This window comes from Pseudoalteromonas sp. A601, from assembly GCF_002165575.1.
In the GTDB taxonomy this organism is placed as follows: Bacteria; Pseudomonadota; Gammaproteobacteria; order Enterobacterales; family Alteromonadaceae; genus Pseudoalteromonas.
The window spans coordinates 23,841-45,482 of sequence record NZ_MXQF01000007.1; the positions used below are offsets into that span (position 1 = coordinate 23,841).

Annotated in this window: 21 protein-coding genes; 13 read left to right on the top strand and 8 right to left on the bottom strand. The window is 39.9% G+C overall.

Going from position 1 to position 21,642, the window contains the following annotated elements; translation table 11 throughout:
* The 8 genes from B5G52_RS07210 to pdxJ all read left to right on the top strand — a co-directional run bounded on the left by B5G52_RS07210 (nucleotide 1) and on the right by pdxJ (nucleotide 7,300).
* Nucleotides 1-957, top strand: coding sequence for a MucB/RseB C-terminal domain-containing protein (locus tag B5G52_RS07210; protein ID WP_087531985.1), 957 nt, complete (start codon nucleotides 1-3; stop codon nucleotides 955-957).
* Nucleotides 958-963: 6 nt separating this feature from the next.
* A complete protein-coding gene (locus tag B5G52_RS07215) occupies nucleotides 964-1,413 on the top strand; it encodes a SoxR reducing system RseC family protein (RefSeq protein WP_087531986.1) in 450 nt (149 codons plus the stop codon).
* Nucleotides 1,414-1,482: 69 nt separating this feature from the next.
* Entirely contained in the window at nucleotides 1,483-3,270 is a 1,788-nt protein-coding gene (gene lepA, locus B5G52_RS07220; protein WP_087531987.1) for a translation elongation factor 4, read from the top strand.
* A 38-nt stretch (nucleotides 3,271-3,308) separates the two neighbouring features.
* On the top strand, nucleotides 3,309-4,244 hold the full coding sequence (lepB, locus tag B5G52_RS07225; protein ID WP_087531988.1) for a signal peptidase I: 936 nt from the start codon (nucleotides 3,309-3,311) through the stop codon (nucleotides 4,242-4,244).
* A gap of 2 nt (nucleotides 4,245-4,246) precedes the next feature.
* Nucleotides 4,247-4,924, top strand: coding sequence for a ribonuclease III (gene rnc / locus B5G52_RS07230; RefSeq protein ID WP_087531989.1), 678 nt, complete (start codon nucleotides 4,247-4,249; stop codon nucleotides 4,922-4,924).
* Nucleotides 4,914-5,846, top strand: coding sequence for a GTPase Era (era, locus tag B5G52_RS07235; RefSeq protein WP_087531990.1), 933 nt, complete (start codon nucleotides 4,914-4,916; stop codon nucleotides 5,844-5,846). The genes rnc and era overlap by 11 nt, the downstream gene beginning before the upstream one ends.
* Before the next feature lie 19 nt (nucleotides 5,847-5,865).
* Nucleotides 5,866-6,552: a DNA repair protein RecO gene (gene recO / locus B5G52_RS07240; protein ID WP_087531991.1), complete on the top strand. Its 687-nt coding sequence runs from the start codon at nucleotides 5,866-5,868 to the stop codon at nucleotides 6,550-6,552.
* Nucleotides 6,553-6,568: 16 nt separating this feature from the next.
* Entirely contained in the window at nucleotides 6,569-7,300 is a 732-nt protein-coding gene (gene pdxJ / locus B5G52_RS07245; protein ID WP_087531992.1) for a pyridoxine 5'-phosphate synthase, read from the top strand.
* A 59-nt stretch (nucleotides 7,301-7,359) separates the two neighbouring features.
* Here pdxJ and B5G52_RS07250 read toward each other — a convergent pair whose 3' ends face one another.
* From B5G52_RS07250 to B5G52_RS07260, 3 genes are all read right to left on the bottom strand, one after another.
* Entirely contained in the window at nucleotides 7,360-10,326 is a 2,967-nt protein-coding gene (locus B5G52_RS07250; protein ID WP_087531993.1) for a TonB-dependent receptor, read from the bottom strand.
* Nucleotides 10,327-10,602: 276 nt separating this feature from the next.
* A complete protein-coding gene (locus B5G52_RS07255; RefSeq protein WP_087531994.1) occupies nucleotides 10,603-10,794 on the bottom strand; it encodes a hypothetical protein in 192 nt (63 codons plus the stop codon).
* A gap of 52 nt (nucleotides 10,795-10,846) precedes the next feature.
* The gene (locus tag B5G52_RS07260; protein ID WP_087531995.1) at nucleotides 10,847-11,017 is read right to left on the bottom strand and encodes a DUF1328 domain-containing protein; all 171 of its coding nucleotides are present in this window, start codon (nucleotides 11,015-11,017) and stop codon (nucleotides 10,847-10,849) included.
* Nucleotides 11,018-11,552: 535 nt separating this feature from the next.
* Here B5G52_RS07260 and B5G52_RS07265 point away from each other — a divergent pair.
* From B5G52_RS07265 to B5G52_RS22035, 4 genes are all read left to right on the top strand, one after another.
* Nucleotides 11,553-11,798 carry an OadG family protein gene (locus B5G52_RS07265; protein WP_087531996.1) on the top strand — a complete coding sequence of 82 codons (246 nt, stop codon included), beginning with the start codon at nucleotides 11,553-11,555 and terminating at the stop codon, nucleotides 11,796-11,798.
* Nucleotides 11,799-11,808: 10 nt separating this feature from the next.
* A complete protein-coding gene (gene oadA / locus B5G52_RS07270; RefSeq protein WP_087531997.1) occupies nucleotides 11,809-13,593 on the top strand; it encodes a sodium-extruding oxaloacetate decarboxylase subunit alpha in 1,785 nt (594 codons plus the stop codon).
* Between the two features lie 11 nt (nucleotides 13,594-13,604).
* Nucleotides 13,605-14,735 (top strand): sodium ion-translocating decarboxylase subunit beta, encoded by a 1,131-nt coding sequence (locus B5G52_RS07275; protein ID WP_087531998.1) that lies wholly within the window; start codon nucleotides 13,605-13,607, stop codon nucleotides 14,733-14,735.
* 168 nt (nucleotides 14,736-14,903) lie between these two features.
* Nucleotides 14,904-15,080 carry a hypothetical protein gene (locus B5G52_RS22035; RefSeq protein ID WP_176372521.1) on the top strand — a complete coding sequence of 59 codons (177 nt, stop codon included), beginning with the start codon at nucleotides 14,904-14,906 and terminating at the stop codon, nucleotides 15,078-15,080.
* A gap of 187 nt (nucleotides 15,081-15,267) precedes the next feature.
* Here B5G52_RS22035 and B5G52_RS07280 read toward each other — a convergent pair whose 3' ends face one another.
* Nucleotides 15,268-16,581 (bottom strand): peptidoglycan DD-metalloendopeptidase family protein, encoded by a 1,314-nt coding sequence (locus B5G52_RS07280; protein WP_087531999.1) that lies wholly within the window; start codon nucleotides 16,579-16,581, stop codon nucleotides 15,268-15,270.
* A gap of 150 nt (nucleotides 16,582-16,731) precedes the next feature.
* On the opposite strand from B5G52_RS07280, the gene tyrS reads away from it, so the two are divergent.
* Nucleotides 16,732-17,931: a tyrosine--tRNA ligase gene (gene tyrS / locus B5G52_RS07285; protein ID WP_087532000.1), complete on the top strand. Its 1,200-nt coding sequence runs from the start codon at nucleotides 16,732-16,734 to the stop codon at nucleotides 17,929-17,931.
* Nucleotides 17,932-18,016: 85 nt separating this feature from the next.
* Here tyrS and B5G52_RS07290 read toward each other — a convergent pair whose 3' ends face one another.
* From B5G52_RS07290 to folE2, 4 genes are all read right to left on the bottom strand, one after another.
* A complete protein-coding gene (locus B5G52_RS07290) occupies nucleotides 18,017-18,961 on the bottom strand; it encodes a cobalamin biosynthesis protein (protein WP_087532001.1) in 945 nt (314 codons plus the stop codon).
* Between the two features lies 1 nt (nucleotide 18,962).
* The gene (gene mtnN, locus B5G52_RS07295) at nucleotides 18,963-19,670 is read right to left on the bottom strand and encodes a 5'-methylthioadenosine/S-adenosylhomocysteine nucleosidase (RefSeq protein WP_087532002.1); all 708 of its coding nucleotides are present in this window, start codon (nucleotides 19,668-19,670) and stop codon (nucleotides 18,963-18,965) included.
* Nucleotides 19,671-19,777: 107 nt separating this feature from the next.
* Nucleotides 19,778-20,371: a DUF2726 domain-containing protein gene (locus B5G52_RS07300; RefSeq protein WP_087532003.1), complete on the bottom strand. Its 594-nt coding sequence runs from the start codon at nucleotides 20,369-20,371 to the stop codon at nucleotides 19,778-19,780.
* Nucleotides 20,372-20,454: 83 nt separating this feature from the next.
* On the bottom strand, nucleotides 20,455-21,375 hold the full coding sequence (gene folE2, locus B5G52_RS07305; protein ID WP_087532004.1) for a GTP cyclohydrolase FolE2: 921 nt from the start codon (nucleotides 21,373-21,375) through the stop codon (nucleotides 20,455-20,457).
* Between the last annotated feature and the right edge of the window lie 267 nt (nucleotides 21,376-21,642).

Sequence of the window (21,642 nt, forward strand, 5' to 3'; positions counted from 1 at the left end):
ATGAAAGTAATTACTTTTATCTTGTCGTTGGTAATACTGGCCCCCGCCTATGCCAGCGACGAACCCCCTGCAAAAGAGCTTTTGCTTAATATGGCTGAAGCCGTTCACAACCGTAATTTTGATGCGTCTTTTGTGGTTGTAAAAGGCAAGTCAATGGAACCGTATCGTTGGTTACATGCCAAGCAAAATGAGACTGAACTAGAGCACTTAAGTTTACTTAACGGTGCAGGGCTTGAAATGGTCCGAATCGATGATCAAGTAACGTACTTTGAACCGCAGTCAGCGCCTTATTCAATCGCAACAGATTCAATAGCAGGTCCAATTCCTGAAGTGCTTTTTAAAGATATTGAACGTTTGAGTAAAGAATATGACTTTGTACTGGGTGGTAAAGGGCGCATAGCAGGACGAGCAGCACAACTAGTGCGTATTGAATCAAAAGATGAATTTAAGTTTAACTATTGGCTTTGGATAGATGCTGAGTCGTCATTACTTTTAAAATCAGCCTATGTAAATCAAGCTGGTGAAATGCTGGAGCAACTACAGTTAACACATATAAGCGTGACCGAAGAGCCAGCGCCACTATTGCTCGAAATGCTTAATCGTGATTTCCCGACTCCCTTACCAAGTAATGCTGTTGCGCAAGAGCAACCCAATGTTGCGAGTAATAATTGGCAAATAGGTTGGCTACCAGATGGCTTTAGCTTACTAAAATCTGATAGACATAAGCTTGACCTAAATAATGAATTAACCGACTACTATTTATATTCAGATGGCTTTGTTGAAGTATCTGTATTTGTGCAGCGCCCGTTACCAGGACGCAGGCCTAGTGGCTCTTTATCATCTGGAGCGACTACAATTTATGTGCATAATGCAGGTAGTTTTGATGTGTCAGTGGTGGGTAATATCCCCGCTATGACAGCAAAAGCAATTGCAGAATCAGTCGCACGGCCACTTTAAAACCTCATGATTGAACAAACGCTTACCGTGGTGTCTATTACAGGCACCATTGCTCATTTAGAAGCCCAACAAAAAAAGGCCTGCGAAGGCTGTAATGGACGTTGTGGTTCACAAGTTTTTGGTAAACTATTCGGCACTGCAAAAAAAACGTTCCCGTATCAATTCGACATCCCAGTCCAAGTTGGGCAAAAAATAACCTTGGCTTTAGATGACAGGCACATGGTTAAACATGCTTTTGCCGTGTATATGTTACCTTTGTTATTAAGTATGCTATTTGCTTTGCTTGCTAGTGAATTATTTAAAGCCGCAGAGTGGATACAAATAATTGCCGCTGTAGGCGGTGGCATAACAGGCTTTGGGATTGCTAAAAGTCGGGTCAAAAGTCTAAAGCACGATATAAAAGTAATAAAAATTCACCCAATTAGCCTCCCTTTAACTCAAATAGATGGTGATTGAAGCCAATTAAATGTAAAATTGCGGCTTTATACACTTAGTCCATTAAAATAGAAGTTTAGAATCCAGTTTATGAAGCATATCCGTAATTTTTCGATCATCGCCCATATTGACCACGGTAAATCGACCCTTTCTGATCGTTTGATCCAAGTTTGTGGTGGCCTAACCGACCGTGAAATGCAAAAGCAAGTATTGGATTCAATGGACATTGAGCGTGAACGTGGTATTACCATTAAAGCGCAAAGTGTTACCCTAAATTATAAAGCTAATGATGGTGAGACCTACCAGTTAAACTTTATCGATACACCAGGGCACGTTGACTTCACTTATGAAGTATCGCGTTCACTTGCCGCTTGTGAAGGTGCATTACTGGTTGTTGATGCAGGGCAAGGCGTAGAAGCGCAAACATTAGCAAATTGCTACACTGCGATAGAGATGGACTTAGAAGTTATTCCGGTGCTCAATAAAATTGATTTACCGCAAGCTGATCCACTACGTGTAGCTGAAGAAATTGAAGATATTATTGGTATTGATGCTTTAGATGCAGTGCAATGTAGTGCTAAAACAGGTGTTGGTATTGCCGAAGTGTTAGAAATGATTGTAAAGGATGTCCCGCCGCCAGAAGGCGACAAGGATGCACCGTTACAAGCATTGATCATCGATTCATGGTTTGACCCATACCAAGGTGTTGTATCGCTTGTTCGTATTAAGCACGGCGAGTTACGTGCTGGCGATAAAATAAAGATTATGTCGAATGAGCAAGTACATATTGCCGATCACGTGGGTATATTTACACCAAAACAAACAAATACAGGTGTACTTAAAACCGGTGAAGTTGGCTTTGTAATTGCGGGTATCAAAGAGATTCATGGTGCACCAGTAGGTGACACAATTACGCATCAGAAAAATGCTGCACCTGCGCGTTTACCGGGTTTCCAGAAAATTAAACCACAAGTTTATGCGGGTATGTTCCCAATTGCATCTGACGAGTATGAATCGTTCCGTGATGCGCTTAATAAATTAAGCCTAAACGATGCGTCACTGTTCTTTGAGCCAGAAAATTCAACAGCACTAGGCTTTGGTTTCCGTTGTGGTTTCTTAGGCATGTTGCACATGGAAATTATTCAAGAGCGTCTAGAGCGTGAATACGATATTGATTTGATAACCACTGCACCAACGGTAATCTATGAAGTAGTGACTAAAGATGGTACAACGCAAATAGATAATCCGTCTGATTTACCGCCAGTAAATGATATTTTAGAAATTCGTGAGCCCGTTGTTGAAGCAAATATTCTTGTGCCGCAAGAGTATTTAGGTAGTGTGATCACTTTATGTGTCGAAAAACGTGGCATGCAAACAAAAATGAGTTATCACGGTAAGCAAGTTGCAGTGACATACGAACTACCTATGGCTGAAGTGGTCATGGACTTTTTTGATAAATTAAAATCAACTAGTCGTGGTTTTGCCTCGCTTGATTATAACTTTAAACACTTCCAAGTGTCTGACATGGTACGTGTAGATATCTTAATCAATGGCGACAGAGTTGATGCCCTTGCTATTATTGTACACAGAGAAAGTGCGCAATCACGCGGACGTCAATTAGCCGATGCACTTAAAGAGCTTATTCCTCGCCAGATGTTTGATATTGCAATTCAAGCTGCAATTGGTCAGCATGTTATTGCCCGTACGACAGTTAAGCAATTACGTAAAAATGTAATCGCTAAATGTTATGGTGGTGATGTAAGCCGTAAGAAGAAACTTCTTCAGAAACAAAAAGACGGTAAAAAGCGAATGAAGCAACTAGGTAATGTTGAGGTACCACAAGATGCGTTCTTAGCTATTCTTAAAGTTGGTAAATAAGTTTAAAACCCAAGTTAGTAAGATAAAGGAATGAATGAATGGCAGGTTATTTTTCAATATTTTTAGTGCTATTAACTTTAGGTTCGGGCTTAATCTGGTTAATTGATCATTTTATGTTTGCACCTAAAAGACAAGAGCGCTTAGCCTTGGCTACGAGTTCTGCAGGGGGCGAATTAGATGAAGAAACTGCATCGTTGATTGCACCTGAGCCTACAATTACTGAAACGGCAAAGTCTATTTTTCCGATGATTGCAGCGATTACTATTTTTCGCTCGTTCTTATTTGAACCGTTTCAAATCCCGTCAGGCTCTATGATGCCAACCTTATTAGTTGGCGACTTTATCCTAGTACAAAAATACTCATACGGGGTAAAAGACCCGGTATGGCGTACGCAACTGATGGATGTTGCTGAACCGGAACGTGGTGATATTGTAGTGTTTAAATACCCGCTTGATGAGCGTGTGGATTACATTAAACGTGCTATTGGTCTACCAGGTGATAAAATAGTATACCGTAATAAACGCTTATACATTCAGCCTAATTGTGAGCAAGGACAAACTCAGCAAGGTGATTTATTGTGTAATGAGTTTAATAAGATTGATATGGAAATCATCAATCGTGACGAATTTAAGCAAGGCTCTATGGATTTAGTACGTTTAAATGAGAATTTAACAACACTAAACCATGATATTTTAATCAACCCAGAAGCGCTTGAAATGAAAGGGCGCTACTATCAACAACCGGGTACACGTTCTGATGAATGGGTAGTACCGGCTGATCATTATTTTATGATGGGTGATAACCGCGATAATAGCCAAGATAGTCGTGTGTGGGGCTTTGTACCAAAAGAAAACTTGGTGGGTAAAGCCGTCTTTATATGGATGAGTTTTGAATTTGATAATGGCCCAGATGACATTTTACCAGGCTGGGTTCCAACTGGAGTTCGTTTTGAACGCCTAGGTAATATTCAGTAACAATGAAAAAAAATGTAACAGAGTTATATAAAAAAATAGGGTATACGTTTACTGATCAAGGTTTACTTGAGCAGGCAATGACCCACCGCAGCCATAAAGGCCAGCATAATGAACGTTTAGAGTTTTTAGGTGACTCGATTCTAAGCTTCGTCATTGCCAATGCACTTTATAGCAAATTTCCAAAAGCCCGTGAAGGTGACTTAAGCCGTATGCGCTCTACTTTAGTGCGTGGGCAAACTCTGGCTGAGTTTGGCCTTGAATTTGGTTTAGGTGACTATTTACGTTTAGGTCCAGGTGAGCTTAAAAGTGGCGGTTTTAGACGCGAGTCTACACTGGCCGATGCCGTAGAAGCTATTATTGGTGCTGTATTCTTAGACTCCGGTATCGATGTATGTGGTGAGCTAATTTTACAATGGTATGAAGCGCGTCTTGATGCGATTTCTCCAGGTTTAAATCAAAAAGATCCTAAAACCTTACTACAAGAGTACCTTCAAGCCCGTAAATTATCACTGCCAGGCTATACTGTAGTGGATACTAAAGGCCAAGCACATAATCAAACATTCACGGTTGAATGTATTGTTGAAGGTATGGATAGCATTATCTCAGTAGGTAGCTCACGTCGTAAAGCCGAGCAAAAAGCCGCTGAAAAAGCATTGAAGATACTAAAAAATGAATCTTGATACATTGATCCAACCACATGAAGGTGAGCTTGATACTTTTTGTGGCATGATAGCCATTGTTGGTCGTCCTAATGTCGGTAAATCAACCTTACTTAATGAGATCATTGAGCAAAAGGTAAGTATTACTTCGCGTAAGCCGCAAACAACACGTCACCGTATTATGGGTATTCATACAGAAGGTCAGCATCAAGCTGTTTATGTAGATACACCCGGATTGCACGTTGAGGAAAAGCGCGCCATTAACCGTTTAATGAACCGTGCAGCTTCAAGTTCGATTGGCGATGTTGAGCTCATTATTTTTGTGGTTGAAGGCACTCATTGGAATGCTGATGATGAGATGGTTCTTAATAAAGTGAGCCAAAGTGGCAAACCAGTATTATTAGTCATTAATAAAATTGACCAGGTTAAAGATCGTGACTTAGTACTTCCACATATGAAGTGGTTAGGCGATAAGTTTGATTTTGTAGGTATTATGCCAGTGTCAGCGACACAGGGTAAAAATATTAACTTGATCAAAGATGAAGTAACGAAACGCCTTCCACCGTGTGAATTTTATTTTCCGGATGACTATGTTACAGACCGTTCTATGCGCTTTATGGCAGCTGAAGTTATTCGTGAAAAGCTGATGCGCTTTATGGGTGAGGAGCTACCTTACTCAGTGACTGTTGAAATAGAGCAGTTTAAGTGGCAAGACAATGGTGTTTGGCATATCAATGGCTTGATTTTGGTTGAGCGTGAAACACAAAAACGGATGGTTATAGGTAACAAAGGCGAAAAGCTAAAAGTTATTGGCCGTGAAGCACGCAAAGATCTTGAAGAAATGCTTGATAACAAAGTATTTTTAGAGCTTTGGGTAAAAGTAAAATCGGGTTGGGCTGATGATGAACGAGCCCTGCGCAGTTTAGGCTATGGTGAAGATTAACTTCTGCCTAAATTGACCTATGGATAGCGACTTCTACACAGCATATTTATTACACCGACGTCCTTATAGCGACTCACAAGTAATGCTTGATATGCTAGTAGAAGGTGTTGGCCAATTGCGAATGTTAGCCCGCATCAATGGCCGACAAGCAACAAAGCATAAAGCACAGTTACAACCCTTCCAAACCTTACTAGTAAACTACACTGGTAGGCATGATTTAAAATATATCCAACGCTTTGAATTACATGGTGCGCAATCACCACTGGTAGGTGATCAGCTTTACTGTGGATTTTATTTAAATGAACTCACTAACCGCATTGTGCCAATTAATGAGCCAATTGATCATGCTTATAAGTTATATAAAACTCACCTCAAGCAACTAAACCAGCATCCAAACTTACAAGCCGTGTTGCGCTCTTATGAGTTTCAGTTACTAGAATTGCTGGGCTATGGTGTTGATTTTACTTTCGATGCGGCGGGCGATCCAATTGATGCGTCGTACACGTATAGTTACTTTGCCGAATACGGTTTTGTTGTTCAGGATTTAAAAGGGGATGGGTTTACGGGAGCTCAGTTAAATGCAATTGCAGATCATGACTTTAGTGCACCTGATGTGCTATATATGGCGAAGCAATTAAGCCGTCATTTAATGAAGCCATTGCTTGGTAAAAAACCATTAAAAAGCCGCGAGCTTTTTATTAAATAATTTATATAGGTAAAAAATGAAAGACATTCTGTTAGGTATCAACGTTGATCATATTGCAACTTTACGCCAAGCACGCGGCACAAACTACCCGGATCCCGCTCATGCAGCAAGTGTAGCTGAACATGCTGGCGCTGATGGCATTACAATTCACTTGCGTGAAGATCGTCGTCACATTCAAGACCGCGACGTTTATGTTATGGCAAAGACAATTCAAACCCGTATGAACTTAGAAATTGCAGTGACCGATGAAATGCTGGATATCGCGTTAGATGTTAAGCCTGAGTATGTATGCCTAGTACCAGAAAAACGTGAAGAGCTCACTACTGAAGGTGGCTTAGATGTTGTTGGTAATCTAGACAAAATTAAAGCTGCCACTGCTAAGCTAACTGACGCGGGCATCAAAGTATCATTATTTATTGATGCAGATAAAGCGCAGCTAGATGCAGCGAAAGCATGTAATGCCCCTTATGTAGAAATACACACAGGTGCTTACGCAGATGCAGAAAATGACAGCGATATGCAAAAAGAACTTGAACATATTCGCCAAGGTGTAGAGTATGCTGCGGGCTTAGGGTTAACGGTTAATGCAGGGCATGGCCTGCATTATCATAACGTCAAACCAATCGCTGCGATGAAGGACATTTACGAGCTTAACATTGGTCATGCCATAATCGCTCGTGCTGCTATTGATGGCCTTGATAAAGCCGTACGTGATATGAAACGTTTAATGCTTGAAGCAAGAGCGTAGATAAAAATAAAAAAGCACCGCAAATTGCGGTGCAAGTTACTACCTACTACCAGGAATCATTAAAACTGGATTTTTATACCCATTTTAAATTTACGACCAAGCACATCATAATTACTTGGGAATGTGTTACCAGAGTTAGAGCTAGTATCACCAGCCTCACCCCCCACTACCGGTGGTTCTTTTTCAAATATATTATCGATACCAAAGTTAACAACTATATTTTCTGTTGCGTAATAACTAGCAAATAAATCAAAGTAATCATAGCTTTCTATACTTTGGAACTCTTCGTATACGTTTGGTGCTTCAATTGGCTCAACATCAACACCATCAATATGACGCCACTGAAGCGATAGCGTTAGATCTTCCCACACCCAGCTTGTTCTTTGAACCCAGCGAAGTTCTGAAACAGGATCACAACTGGTACTAAAGTAGCCTTTACAATCAATTATACGGGCAGTGTCTGAGCTTTGAGATTCTTGAGTAAGATACTTATTAATATTACCTGAAAATTGTAACTCTCCCATCTGATCAATTAAAACAGCAAAATTAAACCCAAACTCAAGACCTTCAGCTCGTTGGTTTTTCAAGTTAGTTGTAAATTGCTCAATACCTGCACCTGCAATTGTTAAATCACCACCAATTCTATTAATTTTTGCACATTCATCAGCGTCTCCTAAAACATAACACGCATCAAGAATCTCCTGAGCTGAAAAGTTGCCAATAATATTATTAATGTCTATATCGTAATAATCTAAAGTGATAGTAAAGTTTTCTAAGCTGTTTAATTCAGGTGTCCAAACAATACCAGCCGTAAAAGTATCAGCTTCTTCGGCTCCAGGAGGGTTTAGTGGATCGCTACCGCTAATAACTTGTACTTGTCCAGATATAACATCTTGCACATTACCAACCTGTGCTTCTGTCATTCCTGTTGACATACATAATTGTTTTAAGTTTTCATCAATATTACCAGCATTAGCTATTGAACAAGGATCGCTCTGTGCGTTATCTAAACCTGTTACAACAGGAGAAGCAATCTCCCCTACATTAGGTGCTCGAGTTGCTTGTTGTTGCATAACTCGAACTAAAATGTCGCTTACCGGACGCCAGTTAAAGCCTAACTTCCAAGTTTCATTACTACCAACGGTATCGTAGTCAGCCCAACGAAAACCAAACTCTACGTCAAGAGTTTCAGCACCAGGTAATCCATCTAATACCGGTAGATAACCTTCCATGAATAGCTCATCAACAGAAAAACCACCTGAAATTGGTAATTGATTACCACCGGCGCCACCTTGACAGCTTGCAGGGGCTAGTTTTAAACACTCATCTGGTTCAAAAAGGCCTTTTTCGGTGCGTTTTTCATAACCGAAGCTAACAGCTAAAGGTGCTCCAGCACCTGGTATTTCAATAAAATCAAGACTGCCGTTTACGCTGGCAGTAAAAATTTCTTGGCTGTATTTTTGTTGTTGTAAAGCAATAGCTTGAGCGTATCCCGCCATTTCTTCAGTAATAGTTCCAAAGCCACCAAAAAGATCTATAGGTACACAGCTTGAGTCACCATTTTTACATGTTTCTCCATCTGTAGTATCTAAAGCATTTTGAATATTAGTTAGATTGGTATAGCCACCGCGAACGGTTGTCCGGTTTGATTCACCATATTGATAGCTCGCATCGTATTCCCAATCATCTAAAAAATAGCCTTTAACACCAGTTACAATTTGAAACTGAGTACTATCAAAGCGCTCTGTACGAGCTCCAAGCTCTAATGTACGTCGTCTTAATTGAACAGTTAGATAATCAGCTTCATCAACAATTCCGTTTCCATTTACATCTTGCCAGTTGCTGGAATCTAAGCTGCCTTCACCGAGTGCTTGTGCTGCACCATCAAGCATAAACTGTAGTGCTTGCTCACCAATAAATGGGTTTGCTAGAGGTAAATTAAAGCTTGAGCCAAATGTACCAGAGGGAGCGACTTGGGTATCTACACTCGTATTTGTAAAATTCACTGAAGAATATACTTGATGATCATCAGTAATATAGTAATTACCTAGAGCCGTTGCTGAGTAGCGTTCAGAGGGGGTTTGATAAAAATTGTAGGGATTAAAGTTAAACACACTACAAGTATCAGACTCTAAAGTACCATCGTTTCTAAATTGCCCTGCGCCAGTTTGGCCAGCTCCAACGATAGCAAAGCGAGTCGGAAATGCCGTAGTAGAACCACCGCTTTCAACAGAGTTAGGGCCGCTACATTCCTCTGGAGCAGGAATTGGTGGTTCGCTATTTAGAAATTGCTCATAGTTTGCACCGCTCGCAGTTTCAATACCTAAAAGACCGAGAGGACGATCACCTAATAATATTTGATCTCGTTTCATCCAGCCAAGAGAAAGTACAACATTACCTTTATCATCAGCTAAATTTGAGCCTAGAGTTAAACTGAAACTATCCTTATCACCATCACCATCACCTGTTTCAGAATGTTTTGCGTCAAAAACCACCCCTTGAAAGTCGTCTTTCAGAACAATGTTTACTGCCCCAGCAATTGCATCGGAGCCATATACTGCTGATGCACCACCAGTGACAATATCAATACGTTCAATCAAAGCGCTCGGGATTGTTGAGCTATCAACTGCACCATTATAATTGTATGGGATCATACGACGGCCGTTCATTAGTACTAATGAACGTTGTGCGCCCAGACCCCTTAGGTTTATAGTTGCTGCTCCTCCGGAACCATTATTTACATTACTGCCATCTCCAGGAACTGTTGCAGGAAGGTTTCTTAAAATTTGTTCTACCTCAGGCTCTTGTTGGAATCCAAGCTCTTTTTCTCCAATTGATATTATTGGGCTGGCGGATACAGCTCCAGGTTGACGTATTCGGCTACCTGTAACTGAAATAACTTCTACATCTTTTTCTATCGTTGTTTCTTCTTCGGCTATCGTGAGGGGGGTATAAATTAATGCAGTTGATATAAGTCCTGCGCTGAAGGCTGATTTTACACCGAGTGACACTTTATTTTTTAACATTGTAATCTCCCAAATATTTATAATAATTAGGCTAAAAACAACTGAAGGTACGCTAACGATACCTTTAATTAGCTATTTAAAGATAGTTGCAAATTTAGGACATACAAATAATAAATTTTTAGAAAAAAATATTTGCTCCAGTTTTTTCAGTAAAATTAGTAGTGTGTAAGTTTGATATTTAGAGGTATTTTTTGAGGGGGGAATAGGTGACAGATCGTTTAAAGTAAACAAAAAACAACTCAGGTGAGTCGTTTTTTGTTTACTATTAATTATGGATTAACAGTTAGTTTCTTCAGCATTTACGCCTTCTTTAACTTCTTCACAGGCGTCTTCAACACCATTTTGTACGTCTGTTACTGCTTCATCAATGCGCTCACCAGCTTCTTCTGCATGATTGTCTTCACAACCCATGATAAAAAAGCTTGCGAAAAGTGCTATAACGGCTGTTTTAACTGTTGTTGATTTCATAATGTAATTCCTTGTAAGTAATGTATGTATTAGTGTTTAAATTAATTTCCTGTTAAGGGGTTTTGCCTCGAAGCGCACCTGAAACGAGTGAAATAACTAATAATACTAAAAAGATAAAAAATATAATTTTGGCAATTCCTGCTGCGGCACCTGCGATACCACCAAAACCTAACACTGCAGCAATAAGTGCAATAACTAAAAATGTAATTGTCCAGCGTAACATTGTTGTCTCCTTGGTTTGTAAATTTGTTCGATATGGTTAATGCCAGTTATGTGCCATAAATAAAAGTACTTTAAAATCAATATCTAATATATTTATTACAAAGAAAGACAAGCGCACTGTAAGTAATATTTACTTTATTACGTGTAACTTATTCTTAAAATAAAAAATAACGTGTTATTAAAAGTCTTTCTTGGTAAGACCAATTTAACATGGTGAGGCATTTCCTCTTAAATTTAGTGCAGATTCATACTGCTATCATGATTTTTTAATCAACAGTATGCAGGATAGTTATAACTTTTAACTATATTCATTATTTATATTGTCTATATCTCAGAAAATAATAGCAAAATGTATGGTGTTAACTTTAATGTGGATATGTTAGCTTAATATTAATTGGTTTTACCAATTTACAAAGTGTTGGACTTGGTCTGTTTCTTTGTTATGATTGGTGCATAATTATTTATATAAAGTGATTTTTTACCTGTTTTAGGTTGGTAAATTAAAACTATAAGTTTAGTAATCAAGGGGGAGCAGCATGGACATAGGACAACTACTTGCGACAGCAGCAAATTTAATGGTCACTGGAATGGTGGGCGTTTTCGTATTCTTATCGCTGTTAATTTCAGCAATTATCTTTATGTCTAAAATAATGAGCCGCTTTGAAGAACCTGTGGTTGAGGCTGCTCGTACACCATCTATTAAAGCCCAAGGTGTGCCAAGTGCACATGTTGCTGCTATCAGTGCTGCAATCGCTCAGTACAAAAATAAACAAAAATCATAAGGGGTGACTCATGGCTAAATTAAAATTAACTGAGCTAGTACTCAGAGACGCGCATCAATCTTTATTAGCAACACGTATGCGTTTAGACGATATGCTACCAATTGCTGAAAAACTCGATAATGCGGGTTATTGGTCTATTGAATCTTGGGGTGGGGCAACGTTTGATTCATGTATTCGTTACTTAGGTGAAGATCCGTGGGAACGCATCCGTGCGCTTAAAAAAGCAATGCCAAACACGAAGCAACAAATGCTACTTCGTGGGCAAAACCTTTTAGGTTACCGTCATTATGCTGATGACGTTGTAGAAAAATTTGTTGAACGTGCCCACAAAAATGGTGTTGATGTATTTCGTATTTTTGATGCGATGAATGATGTGCGAAATCTTGAAACTGCAATTAAAGCCGCTGTGAAAGTGGGAGCTCATGCACAAGGCACGATTTCATATACTGTCAGCCCAGTGCACACACTTGATATGTGGCTTACTTTAGCCAAGCAGTTAGAAGATTTAGGCTGTCACTCAATTTGTATTAAGGATATGGCAGGTTTGCTTAAGCCTTATGATTGTGAGGAATTGATCAAAGGGCTAAAAGAAACCGTTTCTATTCCTATCGCTATGCAATGTCATGCAACAACAGGTTTGAGTACAGCAACTTATCAAAAAGCCATAGATGCTGGTATTGATATGCTTGATACCGCTATTTCATCAATGAGTATGACCTACGGTCACAGCGCGACGGAAACAATAGTATCAATTGTCGAAGGTACTGAGCGTGATACCGATCTTGATTTAAATCAGTTAGAAGAAATCGCGGCTTACTTCCGTGATGTGCGCAAAAAGTATGCGGCATTTGAGGGGAGCTTAAAAGGTGTAGATGGCCGTATCTTGTTAGCTCAAGTGCCAGGTGGCATGTTAACTAATATGGAAAACCAGCTAAAAGAGCAAGGCGCAGCAGATAAACTGGATCAGGTTCTACTTGAGATCCCACGCGTACGTGAAGATTTAGGTTTCTTACCATTAGTTACACCAACTTCACAAATTGTTGGTACTCAAGCAGTATTGAATGTATTGACCGGTGAACGTTATAAAACCATCACAAAAGAGACTGCAGGTGTACTTAAAGGCGAATATGGTTCAACACCAGCGCCAATGAATAAAGAATTACAGGAACGTGTACTTGATGGTAGTGAGGCAATTACTTGTCGCCCTGCTGATGTACTGCAACCAGAACTTGAAACATTGCAAGCTGAACTAATAAAAGAAGCACAAGAACAAGGTTTAGACCTTGCTGATGAGCAAATTGATGATGTATTAACGTATGCATTATTCCCACAAATTGGTTTGAAATTCCTGAAAAACCGCAATAACCCAGATGCGTTTGAAGCGGTGCCAAGTGCTGAGTCAGCTAAGCAAGACAAACCTTCTTCAAGCAATAAATCTAATAACAACACAGTTAAAGCTGAGCAGTACAGCGTAAAAGTTGATGGTAAAGTATATGACGTTGTCGTTGCACAAGGCGGTGAACTAAAAGAGGTAACCCTCAAAGACAGTGAGTTAATTCCGCAGTCTGCGTCGGTAGCATCGGGCGAAACTTTGAATGCTCCGCTTGCAGGTAACATCTTCAAGATCAAAGTGAAAGCGGGTCAAACAGTTAACGCAGGTGATGTTGTGATGATTATGGAAGCTATGAAGATGGAAACAGAAATTCGCGCTACTCACAGTGGAACTATTGCTGAACTGTTAGTTGCTGAAGGTGACTCTGTTGCCACAGGCGAAGCAATGATTGCAATGGCTTAGGAGTATAGAGGATGGAAGCGTTATTAAACCTCTGGCAAGCAACGGGTATAGCAAATTTCACTTTTCCTGCGTTAATCATGATTGCAGTAGGGTGCTTATTGTTGTACCTCGCAATTGCACGAAACTTTGAGCCACTATTACTATTACCAATAGGCTTTGGTGCAATCTTAACAAATATTCCAGTAGCGGGCTTATCAGACCCTGGTGGCTTATTATATTACGTTTATCATATTGGTATTGATACTGGTGTGTTTCCGTTACTGATCTTTATGGGAGTAGGGGCACTGACAGACTTTAGTGCCTTAATTGCAAACCCGAGAATGATGTTGCTTGGTGCTGCGGCTCAATTTGGTATTTTTGCTACATTATTTGGGGCGATTTTACTTAACTATGTACCAGGCTTTGAGTTCTCATTACAAGATGCATCAGCTATCGCTATTATTGGTGGTGCTGATGGCCCAACGGCTATCTTCTTAGCATCAAAATTAGCGCCTGATTTATTAGGTGCAATTGCAGTGGCTGCTTATTCGTATATGGCTTTAGTGCCAATTATTCAGCCGCCAATTATGCGCGCACTTACAACGCCTGAAGAACGCAAAATTCAAATGCCACAATTACGTACAGTGTCTAAGAAGGAAAAAATTATTTTTCCTCTAATGGTATTGGGCTTAACTATGTTGTTTTTACCTGCGGCAACACCGCTAGTAGGTATGTTTTGTTTAGGTAACTTAATGCGTGAATCAGGTGTGGTTGATCGATTAAGTAACAGTGCACAAAATGAGATTATCAATATCACAACGATTTTTTTAGGTTTAGCTGTAGGGTCTAAATTAGCCGCAGACAAATTCTTAACTGTCGAAACGCTGGGTATTTTAGCGCTAGGTGCACTGGCGTTCTCTATAGGTACAGCATCGGGTGTATTTATGGCGAAAGGTTTGAATAAGTTTTCCAAGTCACCGATCAACCCTTTAGTTGGCGCGGCAGGTGTTTCTGCAGTACCAATGGCTGCTCGAGTCGTTAATAAAGTTGGTCTTGAGAATAACCCACATAACTTCTTGTTGATGCATGCAATGGGGCCAAACGTAGCAGGTGTACTTGGTAGTGCCGTTGCTGCGGGTATTTTGTTAGCACTTGTAGGTTAAAATACAACACCAGTGCTCTTAATTTTGAGCACTGCTGAAGTAAACTTTTACTTCCAACCGACTGGCGCAGTTTATACTGCGCTTTTTTTTTTGCCTGCTTTTTAGGTATACTCGAATTTCGTCTTACTAATTACCTTAATTTAGCACCTGAACTTAAAAGGCAGTAGTATGAATATCTTTGTGATTTTAATCTCTTTGTTTGTCGCTCTTGTTATTCTGGTGCCACTACTTGAAAAGTACCAATCAAAAATGGGCTTAGAGGGGGCAACTAAATATGCGAAATATATTTGGCCATTAGTCATGATTTCATTGGTTGTGCAGTTGATTTATATGTTGGTGCGGTAGCCGTCAGTTTTAAGCTGCTCGGTGTTAAAATGGGCTGCGTAGGTTGTGGTTGAGCACCCCGAAACCCAACGAAAATACCCTATCAAGAAAAAACCGTTGCTATTTGCATAGCAACGGTTTTATATTTTCTGACCGCTGACCGCTGACCGCTGACCGCTGACCGCTGACCGCTGACCGCTGACAACTCTTACTTAAGCGCTAACTGTAGCTCTCTGTTGCGCTCTAATTGCGCTAAGAACGTATCTGCAATTGGCTTAAACTTCGCAAGCTCTGCGCGTGGTAATGGCTCAGACTTAGGTAGTTTAACTGTTTTAGGGTTACGGTGAACGCCGTTAACCAAAAACTCATAGTGTAAGTGTGCGCCTGTTACACGGCCTGTTGCACCTACAGTACCAATTTTTTGGCCTTGCTTAACTTTTTGCCCCGTTTTTACTGCGCGTTTATTTAAGTGTAAGTATTTAGTCACGTATTGTGTGCCGTGGCTTATAAATACATAGTTACCGTTATACTTGCTGTAGCCTGATTTAATTACTTTACCGTTACCTGATGCAACAACTGGCGTACCCGTACGTGCTGCGTAATCAATGCCGCGGTGCGCTTTTACTTGCCCAGTAACAGGGTGTAAGCGGCGCGGGTTAAAGCTTGAGCTAATATATTTAAAGTTAACCGGTGCACGTAAAAATGCTTTTTTCATGCTGCGGCCTTCAGGGGTATAAAAGTTATCATCGCTGTGGCGAATAGCGGCATAACGCTCACCCTGATTTATAAATTCAGCGGCAATAATTTTACCCGTGCCAATAAATTCACCATCTACATAGTGTGACTCGTAAATGAGACCAAACTGATCGCCTTTACGAATATCATTTGCAAAATCCACGTCCCAACCAAAAATATCAGCAAAGTTCATAATTTGGCGTTCGCTTAAACCTGCTGCAATACCTGAGGTCCAAAAGCTGTTGCTGATTTCACCGCCAGTTGATTTAGTTAGGGTTTCGATTTCTTTGCTGTCGATTGAGGTATCGTAGTTACCTTCTTCGTTTAAAGTTACAAATAAAGTATCTGTCTTTGAGATAACGTAGCGTAACTGCGCTAAAGACCCATCTTCAGCTGTGGCAAAACTAAGAATTTCACCAGGATGAATTTTAGTAAGTTTGCGAGTTTCTGCGTTGGTGTTAAGTAATTTATGAACGGTTTGCGCGTTAAAACCTGCACGCTTAAAGATAAGTGCTAAATTGTCACCGTTCTTTACTTCAAAGTCGACTAGGTCATATTCTGGTAATTTTGCTGCGTCTTCTTGCGAATTTAATTCAGTTAATTGCTCAGCATCATCAACTTTAATTTGTAATTCGTAGCGCTTGCCAATTTCTAGTGCGTCTGCACTGTTATCTTTAGAGGCGGTTGCTTTTTCAGAAGGAATAAGAGTCAGGGCAGCAATAGCAGAAACCAAACCTAGAATAAGCAATTTGTGTTTTTTTGGGAGTTTGTGCACAACGTGAACCATAACGTGCCTTTTTCTGCTGTCAAGATAATTAATCACTAATATTGCAGGATATACCTAATAAAGCGTTAATACCAGTGTTTTGTAGATTTAAACTGTGGCTAATTTACGCTAGAATCCCTAAGTTGACTGAATTTTTTGGAGTAATAAACAGTGGATTTACAAACCGCTCTAGCAGAGATTAAACGCGGTGCAGAAGAAATATTAATTGAAGACGAGTTAGTTGAGAAGCTAAAATCTGGTAAAAAGCTTAAGATCAAGGCGGGTTTTGATCCAACTGCACCTGACTTACACTTAGGGCACACAGTATTAATTAATAAAATGAAAACCTTCCAAGACTTAGGTCACGAAGTGATTTTCTTAATTGGTGATTTCACCGGCATGATTGGTGATCCAACTGGCAAAAATGTAACGCGTAAGCCACTTACTCGTGATGACGTGTTAGCAAATGCTGAAACTTATAAAGAACAAGTGTTTAAAATTTTAGACCCTGCAAAGACCACTGTTGCGTTTAACTCATCTTGGATGGAAAACCTTGGCGCTGCAGGTATGATCAAATTAGCTGCAAGGCAGACTGTTGCACGGATGCTTGAGCGTGATGACTTTAAAAAGCGTTATGCAAGCGGCCAATCGATTGCAATTCACGAATTTTTATACCCATTAGTACAAGGCTGGGATTCCGTTGCACTAGAAGCAGATGTTGAATTAGGTGGAACTGATCAACGTTTTAATTTGCTTATGGGCCGAGAGCTACAAAAAGATGAAGGTCAAAAACCGCAAACGGTACTAATGATGCCTTTATTAGAAGGTACTGACGGCGTGCAAAAAATGTCTAAGTCGTTAGGCAACTATATTGGTATTACAGATGCACCGAATGACATGTTTGGTAAAGTGATGTCAATTAGTGATGAACTCATGTGGCGCTATTATGATTTGCTAAGTAGCTTATCAATTGAAGAAATTGCTGCGCTAAAAGAAAAAGTCGCCCAGGGTACAAACCCACGAGATATCAAAATTGATTTAGCAAAAGAGATGATCGCTCGTTTTCATAGTGACGATGCTGCACAAGGTGCACATGAAGATTTCATCAAGCGTTTCCAAAAGAACGCATTACCAGATGATATCCCAGATGTCACTGTGACCATTGATGAAGATACTGTATTTGTAACTAACATGCTTAAAGAAGCGGGACTCGTTGCCAGTACTTCAGAAGCTATGCGTATGATCAAACAAGGTGCTGTGAAAATTAACGGTGAAGAGAAAGTAACAGACTCTAAGCTAGAAATCGCAAAAGGCAGTACGGCTATTTACCAAGTAGGTAAACGTAAATTTGCCAACATTACCGTTGCTTAATTAGCTAAGAATGAAAATTCAGTAATAATATAGCCAAATCATCTAGGTGGTTTGGTTATCCACAAACCAGCGTCGGCTGGTTTTTTTATATTGTTTTTATAATCTCAATACCAAAGATCACTAACAACCAAAACCCGCGAGCCTGATTTAATCGGTTTACAAGCACTGCTATATCTTCAGCTTTTGGTAGTCTGTCAGTACCTATACGCATTTTGTTAAAGCGCTGAGCTTGATACATTGCAGGTCCGCCAAGTTGAACAGCCACTGAAGCTGAGCATGCACTGAGTAGCCAACCTGAATTACTTTGATAAAAGTGTCGGCCATAATGTTTTATGTAATGAATACTTTGTTTTGTCGCTTTGCTCATAGCGATTGTAACAGCAAGCATGCGCATTGGCAGCCACTCGATAATAAATAAAAACCCTGCAATAGGTTTTAAAAAAGCATTGTTAGGGGGAAGGTCGCTGCGCCAAGTTTGATGTATTAAGCTCAATAAGTGATAACTTAAGGTCGCCATAGCTCCAAAGACTAAATATATAAAAATAACGGTGAAATAGTGGCGGGCAACTCTCAGTGCGAAAGTTTCCATGGTCGCTTTACAAATTCCCGCACTTGAAAGCTTACTTACATCGCGTGCTACTAGCGGGTTAAGTAAATCGCGCGCGGTGGCTTTTTGATTTTGTTTAACTAGTCGAGCAATGCGGAGTGCTTTTTTTTGTAAGCTTTGCCATTGCAAACACATATATAAAATTAAGCCTGCGAGTAACTCAGGGTAATAAGCAAATTCTAACAGTAAGACAGTAATAGTCATTATTACAAGAATCACTAAGCTAAAGCATAAAGTTGATGATAAATAGTGGTAGCTTTTTGGTTCTTTTTCGCGGTATATCCGTTTACCTAACGGGCGAAAAACCGCTGTGAGAAAGGTATTTGGGTGATACCAGCTACTTAAAGGTAAAAAGCGCTCAACGAGGAGCGCTAACAAAAACACAATAAAGTCCAAATGTTGTTGAACTAGATTGAGTAACACCTTATAAACTAACCGCTGTTAGTTTTTCAAGCAAAGCCACAACCATTTTAGAAGAGTTGACAGATGCAGTTTCTAAGTATTCTTCAAACGATTGCGGCGATTCTTTACCGGCTATGTCAGACATAGAGCGAATAACCACAAAAGGGGTTTCTAAGCTATGACATACTTGAGCAATCGCAGCACCTTCCATTTCTACTGCAAGCATAGTTGGAAAATCAGCACGCGCTTTATCGATACGTACAGGGTCACACATAAATGAATCGCCAGTACAAATTAAACCAATTAAGGTCTTAACGTCACTGATTTGAGCAATACTTTGCTCAGCTGCTTCAATTAGTTTTGGATGTGCAGCAAAACCAGCAGGCATTTGTGGAACTTGGCCAATTTCATAACCAAACGCAGTTACATCAACATCATGGTGGCGTACTTGTGACGAAATAACCACATCGCCCACGCTAAGTGATGGATCAAAACCACCGGCAGAGCCTGTATTGATCACGCAGTCGGGGTTAAAGTTATCAATCAATAATGTTGTTGCTATGGCTGATGCTACTTTACCAATACCTGATTGAACCAAAGTAACAGTGTTGCCAGCTAATTCACCCGTATAAAAAGTAAAACCTGCTTTTGTTAAAATTTGTGGATTTTGCATAGCTTCACGCAAAATTTTAACTTCTGGCTCCATTGCGCCAATAATACCAACATTCATAATTTTTGATTCCTCGAATTAGATAACTAGATTATACGTGAAGTTAGTACTAAAAAACAAAAATGCGAGCCTAAACTCGCATTTTTAAATATGATTTATTACTGCTGTTATATTTCTGCTAAAGCTGTTGAATGTGCTTTTGCTTGTGAAGGTGATAGTACAGCAGGTTTGGTTGCTCTGTTGCGGGTAGGTCGGGGAGCTTGAGCTGCGGGTTTACCAAGTTTAAACATAATTGCATCACGAACTTCGCTAGGGCGGTAGCCTGATTTTACTTTCATTCGAATATGAGGAATGCCAGCAGCTTCTAATGCACCGTTTACGAACCAGTCACGTTGTGCTTTGTGGCCATCTTTATTTGCGTTGTTAACTAAATCTACAGCGGCCACAATCGTCAGCTTCTCTTTATCAATCAGTACAAAATCAAGTTGCTTATTTTTTGCCTTTGCTATAGCAGCACGTTTAGCTTTAACCGATAGGCCTTTCTTACAATCAATAATGTCGATTAGTTTCACACGACTAACGATTTTATATTGATCGCCTACAGCGCGCTCGAGCAAATTTAAAAAAGCACTTTCTACTTGAGTAAATACACTCTGCTTACGGGTGAAGGGATAAGGATTGCCGCCATCATCGGTAAATTTCGATGCAACAACAGAGGCCCCTACAACTAGCACTAAAATTGATAATAAAGCGAATTCCATACGGTAACTCCACAACAACAAATTGACACTTTGCTAGTAATTAGCAATTTATGTGCCTAGTTGATGTGAAGTTATATATTAATTTAAGGTTGGTAACCGCCTGCAACACCTTTAACCGCGATTGCGAGCGCATCGTGTGCGTGCAAAGATTCATAATGGTTTATCTGTAGCCAGTAATCGGCGTACTGGGCATGCTCTAGTACTGCTTTTATTTTACGCGCAGCATCTTCGCAAAACATTAAATTTTGCCCATTTAAACGAGCAAACTCTTGTTCATCTTCACGCTTAACGGCCGCTTGTACTGGGGTTTTTAGCTCAGTTTCAAGGGTATCAATCAAACTTAAGATATCAAACTCAGTAATGTTGTTATCAAGTTTAATTTTCACGTTTGCGATTGAACGCTGTGAATGCGGAGTTGCCACAATACCACCAGTACTGCCTAACCAAGCGACTACGTCTTCTTGGTTAATTGTTTGTTGGTCAAACTTCTCTACAAACGCATTTTGTATTAGTTGACGTGCTAAAGCGGCAGAGCAAGGACAAGTTGATGAGTAAGTTACATCTAAACTAAGCTCAAAACTAAGTTGCCCGCGGTCAATTTTTGCCTCTAGTAGAATAGGGTAGCTTTTCCAACCAACTTTACCACTAAGCAATGACTTTCTGCGTAGTGGTAGTTCAAATTTGAATTCTACTTTAGCTTGATCACTTAAACCTTCGTGACTAGATATAAATGTATCGAGGGCTTGAGCAATTGTTTGCGGGTTAACATGCTGCTCAGTAGAAAGTGTATCGAGTGCCAAAAACAAGCGCGACATATGAATGCCTTTTGCATCTTCTTTATGTAGATTTACAAAAGCGCGCGCGTTGGCATTTACATTTACAGGTGCAAGGCCACGAGATTCAAAAATAAATGGCAGCTCAATATCGGCCATACCAACCCAGTCTAATTTACCGGTTTGTAAGGCGGGAGCCGTATCTGCTATATCGGGCATATTGCTTTGCATGAAAAATCTCGTTATTGGCAATTGTAAAACGCGGTATTTTACACGAAATAATTGAAAAATACGTAGTAGATGAAAATTTTATGTTTTCGTCGCGGAAGATGAAAATTGCTAATGTAAAAATGCTAAAATAGCCGTACAAGAAAATGGGCCTAGCCATCTTTTTAACATGCTGAAAATCTTAATGATTAAAATAGCGAATGGATTTACAATTTTATACCGTATTAGAGTAGTGTTATTTAGTATTATTTAATACCAAAATTGGGTTAG

What these genes read in the sequence shown, in the direction of transcription:
- B5G52_RS07210 (WP_087531985.1), top strand. Translation starts at nt 1, where the DNA reads ATGAAAGTAATTACTTTTATCTTGTCGTTGGTAATACTGGCCCCCGCC.
- B5G52_RS07215 (WP_087531986.1), top strand. Translation starts at nt 964, where the DNA reads ATGATTGAACAAACGCTTACCGTGGTGTCTATTACAGGCACCATTGCT.
- lepA (WP_087531987.1), top strand. Translation starts at nt 1,483, where the DNA reads ATGAAGCATATCCGTAATTTTTCGATCATCGCCCATATTGACCACGGT.
- lepB (WP_087531988.1), top strand. Translation starts at nt 3,309, where the DNA reads ATGGCAGGTTATTTTTCAATATTTTTAGTGCTATTAACTTTAGGTTCG.
- rnc (WP_087531989.1), top strand. Translation starts at nt 4,247, where the DNA reads ATGAAAAAAAATGTAACAGAGTTATATAAAAAAATAGGGTATACGTTT.
- era (WP_087531990.1), top strand. Translation starts at nt 4,914, where the DNA reads ATGAATCTTGATACATTGATCCAACCACATGAAGGTGAGCTTGATACT.
- recO (WP_087531991.1), top strand. Translation starts at nt 5,866, where the DNA reads ATGGATAGCGACTTCTACACAGCATATTTATTACACCGACGTCCTTAT.
- pdxJ (WP_087531992.1), top strand. Translation starts at nt 6,569, where the DNA reads ATGAAAGACATTCTGTTAGGTATCAACGTTGATCATATTGCAACTTTA.
- B5G52_RS07250 (WP_087531993.1), bottom strand. Translation starts at nt 10,326, where the DNA reads ATGTTAAAAAATAAAGTGTCACTCGGTGTAAAATCAGCCTTCAGCGCA.
- B5G52_RS07255 (WP_087531994.1), bottom strand. Translation starts at nt 10,794, where the DNA reads ATGAAATCAACAACAGTTAAAACAGCCGTTATAGCACTTTTCGCAAGC.
- B5G52_RS07260 (WP_087531995.1), bottom strand. Translation starts at nt 11,017, where the DNA reads ATGTTACGCTGGACAATTACATTTTTAGTTATTGCACTTATTGCTGCA.
- B5G52_RS07265 (WP_087531996.1), top strand. Translation starts at nt 11,553, where the DNA reads ATGGACATAGGACAACTACTTGCGACAGCAGCAAATTTAATGGTCACT.
- oadA (WP_087531997.1), top strand. Translation starts at nt 11,809, where the DNA reads ATGGCTAAATTAAAATTAACTGAGCTAGTACTCAGAGACGCGCATCAA.
- B5G52_RS07275 (WP_087531998.1), top strand. Translation starts at nt 13,605, where the DNA reads ATGGAAGCGTTATTAAACCTCTGGCAAGCAACGGGTATAGCAAATTTC.
- B5G52_RS22035 (WP_176372521.1), top strand. Translation starts at nt 14,904, where the DNA reads ATGAATATCTTTGTGATTTTAATCTCTTTGTTTGTCGCTCTTGTTATT.
- B5G52_RS07280 (WP_087531999.1), bottom strand. Translation starts at nt 16,581, where the DNA reads ATGGTTCACGTTGTGCACAAACTCCCAAAAAAACACAAATTGCTTATT.
- mtnN (WP_087532002.1), bottom strand. Translation starts at nt 19,670, where the DNA reads ATGAATGTTGGTATTATTGGCGCAATGGAGCCAGAAGTTAAAATTTTG.
- B5G52_RS07300 (WP_087532003.1), bottom strand. Translation starts at nt 20,371, where the DNA reads ATGGAATTCGCTTTATTATCAATTTTAGTGCTAGTTGTAGGGGCCTCT.
- folE2 (WP_087532004.1), bottom strand. Translation starts at nt 21,375, where the DNA reads ATGCAAAGCAATATGCCCGATATAGCAGATACGGCTCCCGCCTTACAA.